This window comes from Nesterenkonia sp. PF2B19 (assembly GCF_001758425.2).
GTDB lineage: Bacteria > Actinomycetota > Actinomycetes > Actinomycetales > Micrococcaceae > Nesterenkonia > Nesterenkonia aethiopica.
Genome location: NZ_MDSS02000082.1, coordinates 1 through 11774, shown reverse-complemented (window position 1 = coordinate 11774; position 11774 = coordinate 1). Strand labels below are relative to the sequence as shown.

The 11774-nt window shown below is 69.3% G+C and carries 10 protein-coding genes, 1 tRNA gene and 2 pseudogenes; 5 read left to right on the top strand and 8 right to left on the bottom strand.

Features of this window, described 5'->3' with window-relative positions; translation table 11 throughout:
* A pseudogene (locus BCY76_RS18335) lies at positions 1 to 415 on the top strand (hypothetical protein); the annotation flags it as partial.
* Between the two features lie 48 nt (positions 416 to 463).
* Here BCY76_RS18335 and BCY76_RS16160 read toward each other — a convergent pair.
* Together BCY76_RS16160 and BCY76_RS16155 are read right to left on the bottom strand one after the other, a co-directional pair.
* Entirely contained in the window at positions 464 to 2014 is a 1551-nt protein-coding gene (locus tag BCY76_RS16160; protein ID WP_139827853.1) for a proline-rich domain-containing protein, read from the bottom strand.
* A 269-nt stretch (positions 2015 to 2283) separates the two neighbouring features.
* The gene (locus BCY76_RS16155) at positions 2284 to 4128 is read right to left on the bottom strand and encodes a vWA domain-containing protein (RefSeq protein WP_070158414.1); all 1845 of its coding nucleotides are present in this window, start codon (positions 4126 to 4128) and stop codon (positions 2284 to 2286) included.
* Positions 4129 to 4362: 234 nt separating this feature from the next.
* Here BCY76_RS16155 and BCY76_RS16150 point away from each other — a divergent pair, with 234 nt between their 5' ends.
* The gene (locus BCY76_RS16150) at positions 4363 to 4887 is read left to right on the top strand and encodes a hypothetical protein (RefSeq protein ID WP_070158417.1); all 525 of its coding nucleotides are present in this window, start codon (positions 4363 to 4365) and stop codon (positions 4885 to 4887) included.
* A gap of 44 nt (positions 4888 to 4931) precedes the next feature.
* Here BCY76_RS16150 and BCY76_RS16145 read toward each other — a convergent pair whose 3' ends face one another.
* Positions 4932 to 5774, bottom strand: a complete 843-nt coding sequence (locus tag BCY76_RS16145) for a DUF6612 family protein (protein ID WP_085437918.1) — start codon at positions 5772 to 5774, stop codon at positions 4932 to 4934.
* Between the two features lie 146 nt (positions 5775 to 5920).
* Here BCY76_RS16145 and BCY76_RS16140 point away from each other — a divergent pair.
* From BCY76_RS16140 to BCY76_RS16130, 3 genes are all read left to right on the top strand, one after another.
* Positions 5921 to 5992: transfer RNA gene (locus tag BCY76_RS16140), tRNA-Gln, on the top strand.
* A gap of 71 nt (positions 5993 to 6063) precedes the next feature.
* Positions 6064 to 7533 carry a bifunctional UDP-N-acetylglucosamine diphosphorylase/glucosamine-1-phosphate N-acetyltransferase GlmU gene (gene glmU, locus BCY76_RS16135; protein WP_083277198.1) on the top strand — a complete coding sequence of 490 codons (1470 nt, stop codon included), beginning with the start codon at positions 6064 to 6066 and terminating at the stop codon, positions 7531 to 7533.
* A 40-nt stretch (positions 7534 to 7573) separates the two neighbouring features.
* On the top strand, positions 7574 to 8554 hold the full coding sequence (locus BCY76_RS16130) for a ribose-phosphate diphosphokinase (protein ID WP_085437917.1): 981 nt from the start codon (positions 7574 to 7576) through the stop codon (positions 8552 to 8554).
* Positions 8555 to 8626: 72 nt separating this feature from the next.
* Here the strand turns inward: BCY76_RS16130 and BCY76_RS16125 are convergent, their stop codons facing one another.
* The 5 genes and pseudogenes from BCY76_RS16125 to BCY76_RS18325 all read right to left on the bottom strand — a co-directional run.
* Positions 8627 to 9280, bottom strand: a complete 654-nt coding sequence (locus BCY76_RS16125; protein ID WP_070158411.1) for a TetR/AcrR family transcriptional regulator — start codon at positions 9278 to 9280, stop codon at positions 8627 to 8629.
* Positions 9277 to 10152, bottom strand: coding sequence for a phosphotriesterase family protein (locus BCY76_RS16120; RefSeq protein ID WP_170922737.1), 876 nt, complete (start codon positions 10150 to 10152; stop codon positions 9277 to 9279). Before BCY76_RS16120 ends, BCY76_RS16125 begins: the two co-directional genes overlap by 4 nt.
* The gene (locus tag BCY76_RS18330) at positions 10128 to 10304 is read right to left on the bottom strand and encodes a hypothetical protein (protein ID WP_170922736.1); all 177 of its coding nucleotides are present in this window, start codon (positions 10302 to 10304) and stop codon (positions 10128 to 10130) included. The genes BCY76_RS16120 and BCY76_RS18330 overlap by 25 nt, the downstream gene beginning before the upstream one ends.
* Positions 10301 to 11311 carry a DctP family TRAP transporter solute-binding subunit gene (locus tag BCY76_RS16115; protein ID WP_070158410.1) on the bottom strand — a complete coding sequence of 337 codons (1011 nt, stop codon included), beginning with the start codon at positions 11309 to 11311 and terminating at the stop codon, positions 10301 to 10303. Before BCY76_RS16115 ends, BCY76_RS18330 begins: the two co-directional genes overlap by 4 nt.
* Positions 11312 to 11322: 11 nt before the next feature.
* Positions 11323 to 11774, bottom strand: a pseudogene (locus BCY76_RS18325) (hypothetical protein); the annotation flags it as partial.

The following is an 11774-nucleotide window of genomic DNA, read 5'->3' as shown; positions in this document are numbered from 1 at the left end:
CCGCCGCAGGCGCAGAGGACGCGGCCACGGAGACGCCGTCGACGCGATGCTCGACCGTCGCTCCGCACCGGCTCGACCGGTAGCGCCTGCGGCGACCCGGCCAGCCGGACAGGACCCCGCCCAGAACCCTGGACACAACCCCGCACCCAGTCCCACGCCGAACCCCACAGCGGCTACAGGTCCGAGCCCCAGCCCGAACTCCGGCCTGCCTCCGCGATCCCCGCAGCCGGAGCTGGGTCAATACACCGGCGGACAGCCGGAGGCGAGCCTGTCCGCACACACAGGGGGGAGCCCCCTGGCGCGCGGTGGGGCGCCTCAGCGCCCTTCGCGGCTCCGTGGCATCGGGATCGCCCTGGGGCTGATCCTGCTGGGCCTGCTGGTGCTGCTCTTCACCTTCTGGATCGTGCTGACCTGACCCGTCACTCCCGGTCCAGGCCGGTGCGGGCAGCGCCGGCAGTGCCGCTCAGCGCCGTTCAGGACCCGGCCCCCACGGAGGCGGCTCGGGTGCGGCACCGCCGGCGGGAGGCCCGTGGTCGTCGGGCCTCTGCCCATAGCGGCTCGGAGAGGACGGCGGCTGGCCATACGGTCCGGCCCCGTAGACCTGCTGTCCCTGAGGCGCTGGTCCCTGAGGTGCTGGTCCCTGAGGTGCTGGTCCTTGAGGTGCTGGTCCTTGCCAGGGGACGGGCCCTGCTCCGTCCGGAAGCGGTCGGGGATCCCGGATCACCCGGACCAGCACGATGGATCCGGAGCCGATCAGGAGCAGCCCGACCACGGCCAGGACCGCGACGACGGCCGTGCTGTCGCCCAGCGCGCTGATCCTGGTCAGAGCGCCGGTGCCGGGCCCGTCGGCGGTCACCTCGCCGCCGGAGAACGTCGGCCACGCGCCCTCGTAGTCGTCAGGGTAGGCGGGAGCGCCGTCGCCCGCCTCACCGAACGTGTCCAGGGTGAGGCGGTAGAGCAGGGAGAGGCTCTCGGAGGCGTCGTGCTCATCTGCGGTGACCACCAGGTAGTGGTCCCCGGCGAGCATGGTGTAGCTGAACTCCCGGTTGAACCAGCGGACCGGACCGGGGTTGACCCGGTTCTGGGTGGCGGAGGACGTGCTCAGCGTGCCGGAGTCATGGTCCACCAGCGCCCGCAGTGGGTTGGTGACCGCCAGGGACACCGAACCCATCCCGGCGAGCCGGTCGGCGCGCTGTTCGTCCGGCTCCGGGAAGAACGCTTCGGCCTGGAGGCGTTCGCCCCAGTCCACCGGCACACGGAAGATCTGCGTCTCGCCGGGTCGGATGGTCACTTCATAGGTGCTGCCGGGCTCGAGCTCAGGTGCCATGCCGAAGGACCGGCCGGGCTCGACCTCCAGGGCCCCCGAGACGTCACGGCCGATGTCTCGCCAGTCATGGTCGAAGCCTTCGTCCGGCGGAGGCAGTTCCCCCAGGCGTACCGGTCGCGGCTCTTCATAGACGAGGATCTCCAGCGGCTGGCCCACGCTGACGGCGTCCTCGGGGTCGGCGTTGAGTTCGATGGTCAGCACGATCTCCTCGGAGGAGCCGCAGGTCCCGTCGGCTCCTCCGTCCAAGGGCGGACCCGCGGCGACATGGGTGGTGCGCAGATGGTCCAGGAACCCGGAGGCAGAGCTCGAGATGGTGTCCGAGGCGCACAGATCGCCCTCCCAGGTGCCCATCTCCACCCGCACCTGGTCGCCGTCGCCGGACTGACCCAGCGTGGTGATCCCCACGTGGAGGGTCGAATGCGCCACCTCTCGGGGGATCCGATAGTGGAGCGTGCCGGTGGTGAACTCGTCCAGGTACTGGGTGCCGGAGCTGAGCGCGACGGCGTCGCCGGGGTTGGATCCGCCGGTGATCTCCTCACCTTGCAGGACCGGCTCCTGCACCTGCTCCTGCACCGGTTCCCGCACAGCCTCCTCGCCTGCGGCAGCGGCCTCAGGGCCGGGCAGCAGCATGACCAGCAGGGCGCCGCCCAGGGCGGCGATGGTCCGGTAGGGGGCTCTGATGGTCATCTCCCGGGCCTCTTCGACGGTGCGGTGCGGTGGGTCCTGGTGACCGGTCGCGGTGTGGCGGCCTCTCACGGCGTCCTCCCCGGGTGGTGCCCTCGATCGTGGGGTCGGCATCTCTGGCGGCATGTCGACGGCACGGTCTCGGGGACTGGAGGTCAGGAACCCTCATCGTGCAGTCTACTGGTGGCGGTCCCGGGCCAGGAGGGGCCTCCTCCCGGCCCGGGGCCGTCACGTGGACGAAGCGTGCGGTCGGGTGCGTGAGCGACCCTCCCTCAGGCCTGCCCGTCCTCCTGCTCGTCCTCCCGTTCGTCGCGCCCCGGTCGCAGCTCCTCGGGGTCCCCCGCGTACTCCGGGGTGCCGTCACCGGAGTCGCCGAAGGTGTCCACCGTGAGCCGGAAGGGAAGGCTGAAGGTGGCGCCGTCGTCGGTGTGGTCCATCACCAGCGTCACGTAGTAGTGACCGGCGGTGTCCGTCGCGGCGATCCCGGAGGTCGAGGACACGCGGTTGTGCCAGCGGACCTCTTGGGTCATGGCCTGGAAGATGTCCGAACGCTGGGCGCCGGTGCGGCCCGAGTCGTAGTCGACCATCCCGCGGTTCGGCGAGAGGATGCCCACGCTGGTGCGCAGCGAGGAGAACTTCTCCGCAGTCTCCATGTCCGGGGCCTCCAAGTAGGCCTCGGCCTGCAGGTGCTCACCCCATTCCACCGGCACCCGGAACACCAGGGCCTCACCGGGGATGATGTCCCCGTCATAGGTGGTGCCGGGTTCCAGGATCGGCGCGTGGTTGAACGAGGTGCCGCCGACCACGTCCTGGGCGCCCCGGGGGTCGCGGCCCATGTCGGTCCACTCCACCTCGCCGCGCTCCGCCTCGGCGGGCAGATCCGCGACGTTCAGCGCCTCAGGCTCCTCGTAGATCATCAGTTCGAAGGCCTGCCCCAGGGTCTCCGCCTCCGCAGGGTCTCCGATCTGCTCCACGGAGAGGATCAGCTCGTCGGCCTCGCCGCACGGGTCCTCCCCGGCGTCGCGCTCCGGGTCCCGGTATCCGCTGACCTGCGCGGTGCCGAGGAAGTTCAGTGTGGCGAAGTGGAAGCCTGACATGGTCTCCCGGTCGCAGCGGTCGCCGTCCCAGGTCTCCAGCTCCATCCGGATCCAGTCGGAGTCGCCGTGCGGATTGTGGGTGGTCAGGCCCACGTGGACCGAGGAGTTCTCCAGCTGGCGGGGAATCCTGAAGTGCAGCGTGTGCTCGGTCAGGGTGTCCACGTACTGGTGGCCCGTCTCCAGCTGCGGAGCCTCGCCCCAGTTCTCTCCACCGGTGACCTCCTCGCCGATCAGGCTGAACGGTTCGAAGGCCCGGTCGGAGACCCGCTCCAGGGTGCGGGTGAGCGAGTCGACGTCGTCGGCGTCGTAGTACTCCCCGTCAGCCACGGCGGCGATGCACTGCAGCTGCTCACGGGCGGTCTCCTCCACGTGGTAGCCCACGGTGTGGATGGTGACGTCCACGCCCTGGGAGGCGATGGTGTCGGCCACTTCGCAGGGGTCCGGCACGCAGTTCTCCTCGCCGTCGGAGACCAGCACGATGGTCCGCGGGCCGGTCTGGCCGAGGTCGCCGGCGGCCTCGGAGAGCGCGTGCGCCAAGGGAGTGCGTCCGCCGACGGCGTCATAGGCCTGGATCGCGTCTCGCAGCTCGGCACGGTTGTCGGCGCCGACCGGGACCACGAGCTCGGAGTCCTCACAGGCGGCGGGGTCGGTGTAGTCCGTGACCTCACCGGCGAACACGCGGAAGCCGACCTGCTGGTCCTCGTCGAGGCCGTCGACCACCTGGTGCAGGGCCTCCCGGGCCGCCTCGATCCTGGTGGTGCCGTCGGCGTCCGGCTCGGACATGGATCCGGAGGCGTCGAGGACCAGCAGCAGCTCGCCCTCGTCAGAGTCCGTCGGATCCTGGGTGATGTCAGGCCGCTCGGTCCGCACGTCGCGGTCCTCGCGGCGGTCCCGGTCATTCTGCTCCTCCCGGTCGTCGACGTCGGCGGTGATGCTGGCGTGCGCGGCGGGGGCGGCGGCACCGGTGAGGGCGGCGGCCAGGCCCAGTGCGGTCATGGTGCGCCATGCTGGGGTGTCCATGATGTTCTCCTCCGTGAGATGAACTTTGCACTAGCAACTCTAAGGAGTTGCGACTGCAAAGTCAAGGGTCTTCATGGTGGCCCTCAGGTGTCATCCGGTGAAGCACCAGCTCCATGGGGGATGGTCCGGTGGGGCGGGGGTGTGCTCCGGTGTTCGGGTGCCGTCGCATGCCGTCCCCCGGCGGAGTAGACTTCGCATGAGTGAATGACGGTGACGGATGGAGAGGAGGCGTCCATGACGGTGGAGGAGAACATCGAGGCTCAGCGGGCCGCCTATGGCGAGCCGCTGTCCGGGATCTTCGGCCGGGTCAAGCAGGCCTTCGGCATGAATCAGTCCGAGCTGGCCGGTGTGCTGGGGATGTCTGCGCCGATGCTCTCTCAGCTCAACAGCGCCCAGCGGGTGAAGATCGGCAATCCGGCGGTCCTTCAGCGGCTCCAGGCTCTCGATGAGCTCGCCGAGCAGCTGGATCAGGGTGCTGTGGAGCCGGCAGAGATTCCGGGTCGGCTCGAAGGGATCAGGTCGTCGACCGGGCGCTTCACCCGGACGACCTCGATGGTCTCGGCCGAAGGTGGGGATGCCGCCGTCGTCGCGGGTGTGCGCCACCTGCTGCGGGCTGTGGCGTCGGGGCAGCAGATCAAGGAGGCCGCCGACCAGCTCGAAGGGAGTGCTCCCGGGTTGGCCGAGGTGCTGCGGACCTATGGGCTCGGCTCCGTCGGGCCTGCCCTGGATCACTACACGCGCCACAAGGACCTCTTCTGAGAGGTCCTTGTGGGCTCAGCGGCGGCCAGAACGGGAGATTGTGCTCACTCCTGTGATCCGTAGGCCTCCTCGAGGACGTCCTCGGGGATCTCCAGCGCCGGGATCTCGTTGAACTGGGAGTACTCCGCGGTGATCTCCATACCGAGGTCGACCGGGTGCGGCGAGTCCTTCGTGTGCAGCGTGAAGGAGAGCTCCTCCACATAGAAGGTCTCGGGGTCGACCACGGCGTCGACGGTCATATCGGTGTCCTCCGGCTCATAGCCGTCGAGGCTCAGGGAGAAGGGCTCTTCGAAGGCGTCGAAGGCCGCCGGGTCGCTGCCGCTGTAGCTGAGTGTGTAGGCATCGTCGTCGAAGGTGACCTCGAGCAGCTGCTCCAGGTCGCCGATGCCCTGCACCACGCGGCTGTACCGGCTGTCGTCCTCGCCGTCCGCCGGCTTGACTCCGGGGTCGTCCTCCCAGCCTCCGTCGTCGGTGGTGGAGATCGCCATCCCGTCCGTGATGTAGGTCTCGAAGGACTCCACCACCTGTCCGTCTTCTGTGAGGGATCCGATGACGAAGACCTCGGAGAAGTCCTCAGCCCCCTCGGCGGTCATCTCCAACCGCTGGTCCTGAGCGGTCCAGAGGGCGTCGAGCTCGAAGGTCATGACCATCTCGGCGCGCAGGGTCTCCACGGTCTCCCGCGTCTCGAGCATGTGAGTGAAGACCTCGGCGTCCTCCACGGGATGGGCCAGGGAGGACCCCCGGTGCTCGTGGCTGGTCCGCTCCGCCTCGGGCGCCGGGGTCGATGCCGAGTCCACCTGGCTCTCTCCGGGGCCGAGGGTGACGCAGCCGGTCAGTGTCAGAAGCGCGATGCCGACGGATCCGGTGGCCAGTGCAGTGCGTGTCATGATTCTTCCCGTCTGTGAAGGGATCCCCGAGGATCTTCGCTGGTGTTCACAGAAGCAAATATAGATGTTCGCGATAGGGAAGTCAAGATGTGAACTTGATGGGTCTCCCATGCGAAGATGAACCACGCGCGGTCACCGGCCCGCACTCCGCCCTGGTGTAATGGCAGCACGCCAGCCTTTGGAGCTGTGCAGTCTAGGTTCGAGTCCTAGGGGCGGAACGGCCCCTCATGGCCTCGCCGCCGTTAGGATTGAGGGGTTCTCCGATTCCCACGTCAAGGAGCTTCTGCCCGTGGCTGTACCCGAGACCCGTCCCGCCGCAGTGATCGTCCTCGCCGCAGGGGCGGGTACCCGGATGAAGTCCCGCACACCGAAGATCATGCACAGCATCGGTGGGCGCTCCATGATCGGGCACGCTCTGTCCGCCGCGGCGGGTCTGCACCCTGAGCACCTCGTGGCGGTGGTCCGGCACCAGCGGAACACGGTGGCCGCTCATATCGACTCGCTGGGCACGCAGGCCGTCATTGCGGACCAGGATGAGATCCCCGGCACCGGCCGCGCCGTCGAATGCGGCCTGGCAGCGTTGACCGGCCTTGAGGCCGCTGAGCTGAGCGGGACCATCGTGGTCACCTACGGCGATGTGCCGCTGCTGACCACCGAGATGCTCGCCGAGCTGGTCAGCACCCACGAGGCCGAAGGCAACGCGACCACCGTGCTCACCGCGGTCCTCGACGACGCCTCCGGCTACGGGCGCATCATCCGTGCCGACGACGGCTCGGTCACCGGCATCGTGGAGCACAAGGACGCCAGCCCCGCCCAGCGCGAGGTCCGTGAGATCAACTCCGGCATCTACGCCTTCGACGCGGAGGTGCTCACCCGCGCACTGAGTCAGGTCACGACCGACAACGCGCAGGGGGAGAAGTACCTGACCGACGTGCTCGCCCTGGCCCGCGCCGAGGGCGGTCGAGTGGCCGCGGTCGTCACTGAGGACCGCTGGCAGGTCGAGGGCGCCAACGATCGAGTCCAGCTGCAGGCTCTCGGCGCCGAGCTGAACCGGCGCACCGTGGAGGCCGCGATGCGCGCCGGGACCACTGTGGTGGACCCCGCCACCACCTGGATCGACGCCACCGTGGTCCTGGAGGAGGACACCACCGTCCTGCCCGGCACCCAGCTGCACGGCGAGACCCGGATCGGTCGCGACGCCGTCGTCGGCCCGGACACCACCCTGACCGACGTGGTCGTGGGGGAGGGCGCCTCGGTGGTGCGCACCCATGGCTCCGGCGCCCGGATCGGCGACGGCGCGACGGTCGGTCCCTTCGCCTACCTGCGGCCCGGCACCGACCTCGGTCCTGAGGGCAAGATCGGCGCGTTCTACGAGACCAAGAACGTCACCATCGGCCGGGGCTCCAAGCTCTCCCACCTCGGCTACGCCGGGGATGCGACCATCGGCGAGCACACCAACATCGGCTGCGGCAACATCACCGCCAACTACGACGGTGAGAACAAGCACCGCACCGTCATCGGCAGCCATGTCCGCACCAGCTCCAACACGGTATTCGTGGCGCCCGTGGAGGTCGGAGACGGCGCCTACACCGGTGCCGGCGCCGTGGTCCGCAAGGACGTGCCGGCCGGGGCCCTGGCGCTGTCGGTGGCGCCGCAGCGCAATGCGGACGGCTGGGTGGAGCGGAAGCGGCCCGGCTCTGCGGCCGCCCAGGCCGCCCAGCAGGCGGGCCGCACCGCGCCGAACACAGACTCCGAGTAAGCAGTGACACCCCAGGGAACCGGAGAGAAGGAACTACAGCATGGATGAGATCAGGCTGAGCGGCGAGAAGACCCTGGTGGTCGCCTCGGGGCGTGCCCACCCCGAACTGGCCGAGGAGATCGCCACGGAGCTCGGCACTGAGCTGCTGCCGATGAGCGCCTACGACTTCGCCAACGGCGAGCTCTACGTGCGGTCCTCCGAGTCGGTGCGCGGCAAGGACGTGTTCCTGCTGCAGTCCCACCCCTGGCCGCTGAACAACTGGCTGATGGAGCAGCTCATCATGGTCGACTCCATGAAGCGTGCCTCCGCCAAGCGGATCACCGTGGTCTCCCCGTTCTACCCTTACGCACGCCAGGACAAGAAGGGACGCGGCCGTGAGCCCATCTCGGCCCGGCTGGTGGCCGACCTCTACAAGACCGCCGGTGCAGACCGCATCATGAGCGTGGACCTGCACACCGCCCAGATCCAGGGCTTCTTCGACGGCCCGGTGGACCATCTCTTCGCGGTGCCGCTGCTGGCCGACTACATCCGCGAGCAGGTCGCCGACGACGAGATCACCGTCGTCTCCCCGGACACCGGGCGCGTCCGCGTGGCCGAGCAGTGGGCGGAGCGCCTGGGGGGTGCACCGCTGGCCTTCGTGCACAAGTCCCGCGATCTGACCATGCCGAACAAGGCCGTCTCGAAGCAGGTCGTCGGCGAGATCGAGGGCCGCACCTGTGTGCTCATCGATGACATGATCGACACCGGGGGCACGATCTCCGGTGCGGTGAAGGTCCTCAAGGATGCCGGGGCCAAGGACGTCATCATCGCCGCGACCCACGCCGTGTTCTCCGACCCGGCCGCCGAGCGGCTGGCCGCCTGCGGCGCCCGGGAGGTCGTGGTCACCAACACGCTACCGATCCCGGCGGAGAAGCGCTTCGAGCAGCTCACCGTGCTCTCGATCGCCCCGATCCTGGCTCGGGCCATCCACGAGGTCTTCGCCGACGGCTCGGTCACCTCGCTGTTCGACGGCAACGCCTGAGGCCCACCCGCACACACGACGACGGCGCCGCCCTGAGATCAGGGGCGCGCCGTCGTCGTTCCGGCGGGGAGATCAGCCCGTGGGGCGGTCCTCCGGGTTCGTCAGCCAGGCCACCACGACGTCGCCGATCACGGACCTCAGCCGGTCACGGTTCTCGGCGGCCTCCAGCTCCAGCTCGAACAGATGCCCGAAGGTGTAACGGTTGGCCACCTGGAACACGCAGTAGGCGCTGATCAGCAGGTGCACGTCGACGGCGTCGACGTCGTCACGGAACGAGCCGTCCTCGCGCCCGCGGGCGAGGATGTCCTCCAAGAGGCCCAGGGCAGGCTTGCCGAGGTCGCGCAGCGACTCGATCTGCCGGATGAATCGGCCGCGGTGGATGTTCTCGATGGCCACCAGCCGGATGAACTCGGTGTTCTCGAGATGGTGGTCATAGGTCAGCTCCGCCAGCCGGCGCAGGGACTCCGCCGGGTCCAGGTCATGGACGTGGAGGGTCTGTTCCTTGTCTCGGATGCCTCGGTAGGCCTTCTCCAGCACGGCCAAGTACAGCTGCTCCTTGCCGCCGAAGTAGTAGTAGATCATCCGCTTGGTCGTGCGGGTGCGGCGGGCGATCTCATCGATGCGAGCACCGGAGTAGCCGGAGTCGGCGAAGACCTCGGTGGCCACGTCGAGAAGCTCGGCACGGGTGCGGACAGCGTCGCGCTGCCGGATGTGCGTCTCGCTCACGGGAACCTCCCCTCTCGCTCCGCGAGATTATCAGAACCGTCTCGCCGGCCGGCGAGCAGACGGCGGGGGTTCTCCACCAGCAGCTGATGCTCAAGTCTGCTGTCCACCCCCAGGCGGCGCAGCCGCGGGAGGATCTCCGTATGCAGATGGTCCATCCGCCAGGAGGGTGCATGGGCCTGCCGCCACGACGGCGGGGTGACTCGGCTGAACACTGCGGCGTCCTGAGAGAGCAGGAGCTGACGGTCATAGCCCGCCTCCAGAAGGTCGAGCAGCCTGCGGAGGCGGTCCTCGTCGTCGCCGGTGTGCGCCATGCCGAACCGGTCGAAGCCGAGGAAGGAACCGGCCTGCGCCAGGCGTCGCAGCCGTGCGCCGTCGGGGCAGTCTCCGGCATGTCCGATCACCACACTGTCCATCGAGACGTCGAGGTCCCGGAGCAGCCGCTGCTGTTCGATCCCGCTGCGCGTGGCCGGGTCAGAGTGGGTGCTGATGGGCACGCCGGTGGCCCGGTGCACTGTGGCGGCGGCGGCGAACACCCGCGCCACATCCTCGGTGAGGCCCCGTGCGCCGGAGGCCACCTTGATGATCGCCGCCCGCACCCCGGTGCCGGCGATGCCGTCGGTGACATCCCGCCGGAACAGCTCCACCAGAGGATCCGGTCCATCGACGGTCCTCCCTGGACCGTTGAGATGGAAGAACGGCGGCAGGGCATCCATCGTGTACCACCCGGTGGCGGCCAGCACGCGCACCGGAGCTCGGCGGGCGACCTCCTGGATGAGCCGGACGTCCCGCCCCAGGCCCGGCACGGTGAGGTCGACGATGCTGTCGACTCCCAGGGCCGCGAGGCGTGTCAGGAGGTCGACGGCCTCGTCCACGGCCGTGGACTCCTCCATTCGGGGTGGGGGAGGTCCCGGGCCAGCTGCGGATCACCCACGAAGAGATGCTCGTGGACCAGCGTGGTGCCGAGCTGTTCGCCCGGCACCGCCCCGGTGACGGTCTCGACCAGACCCGCGGCCAAGCGGCTCACTCGCTGGTGGATCGGATGGCCTCGAAGACGTCGTGCGACTCGTCGTCCAGCGCCTCATCCAGGTAGTCGAGCGCCTGGTCCTGGAAGGCGTCGACGTCGACGTCGTCGATGACCTCCCAGTCGTCTCCGGCGCGCCACTCGTCGAGGGTGGCCTCCTCGTCCTCGGCCACGCAGTCGGTCACCGACGCCACCGCGGACTCCACGGCGGAGGTCAGGGCCTCCTGCTGGGCGTCGTCGAGCTCCTCCCAGCGGTCGGACATGATGACCAGGTTCGTGTTGAGCTGGTGGGCGGAGAGGCTCAGGTAGTCCTGCACCTCGGCCAGGTTCTCCGAATCGATGTTGGTGATCGGGTTCTCCTGACCGTCCACCGCGCCCTGCTGCAGGGAGAGGTACAGCTCCTCGTAGGCCACTTCGGTCGCGTCGGCGCCCAGGGCGCGGGCGTTCATCAGGAACTGGGGGGAGCCGGGGAAGCGGATCCGCAGACCGGAGAGGTCCTCCGGGGAGCGGATGGGATCGTCAGCGGTGAAGTGACGGGCCCCGGCGGACCAGGCGCCGAGGGTGTGGATGCCTGCGGAGTCCGCGAAGTCCTCCACCACCGCCTGGCCCTCAGGACTGTCCATGAAGGCGGCCAGGTGCTCGGCGTCATCGAACACATAGGCGGCGTCCAGGACGCTGATCGGCTCGTGCACCGCCCCCAGCGCGGAGGCTCCCTGGATGTCGAGATCGATGTCACCGGAGGCCACGGAGGCGATCCGGTCGGCGTCCCCGCCGAGTTGGCTGGACCCGAAGATCTCGATCTCGAGTCCGACGTCGGCGGCCTCCACCTCCTCCTTGATGAGGTCGGCTCCGCAGCGGGCCTGCGGCTGGTCGTCGTTGTAGCTGTGGGCCAGGGTCAGAGAGACTGAGCCCTCGGCGGCGTCGCCGCCGTCGCTTCCGCAGCCGACCAGGGCCAGCGCCGGCACCGTCGCCAGCGTCAGGAGGACCGGGAGTTTCGTCGTGCGTGTCATGATGCGACCTTTCAACGGGGAGTGGGGGACAGGTTCTGTTCGGCGGCGACCAGAGACTGGAGATCGGCCAGCATCGCGTGCCGGTCGGCCGGTTCGCCGGTGAAGATCTCGAAGGCCTCGGCGGCCTGGTGCATCGCCATGCCGAGGCCGCTGACGGTCCGGCAGCCCAGGGCACGGGCCTCGAGGAGAAGCTGGGTCTCCACGGGCCGGTAGATGACGTCGCACACCCAGAGTCCGGGATGCAGGTGGCGCCGGTCGACGGGAGTGCCCGGGTGGTGGGCCATGCCGATCGGCGTGGCGTTGACCAATCCGTCAGCGTCGGCGAGCAGCGCCGGCAGGTCCTCAGGAGTCGCCGGGACGCTGGCCACCTCGTGATGCCGGGCCACCGCCTCCGCGACCTCGCCGGCCCGGCGGCGATCGACGTCGACGACGTCAGGTCCTCCACGCCGGCCGCGGCGAGGGC

Excerpts from the sequence above, each read along its gene's own strand:
- BCY76_RS16160 (WP_139827853.1), bottom strand. The coding sequence starts at position 2,014 with ATGACCATCAGAGCCCCCTACCGGACCATCGCCGCCCTGGGCGGCGCC.
- BCY76_RS16155 (WP_070158414.1), bottom strand. The coding sequence starts at position 4,128 with ATGGACACCCCAGCATGGCGCACCATGACCGCACTGGGCCTGGCCGCC.
- BCY76_RS16150 (WP_070158417.1), top strand. The coding sequence starts at position 4,363 with ATGACGGTGGAGGAGAACATCGAGGCTCAGCGGGCCGCCTATGGCGAG.
- BCY76_RS16145 (WP_085437918.1), bottom strand. The coding sequence starts at position 5,774 with ATGACACGCACTGCACTGGCCACCGGATCCGTCGGCATCGCGCTTCTG.
- BCY76_RS16130 (WP_085437917.1), top strand. The coding sequence starts at position 7,574 with ATGGATGAGATCAGGCTGAGCGGCGAGAAGACCCTGGTGGTCGCCTCG.
- BCY76_RS16115 (WP_070158410.1), bottom strand. The coding sequence starts at position 11,311 with ATGACACGCACGACGAAACTCCCGGTCCTCCTGACGCTGGCGACGGTG.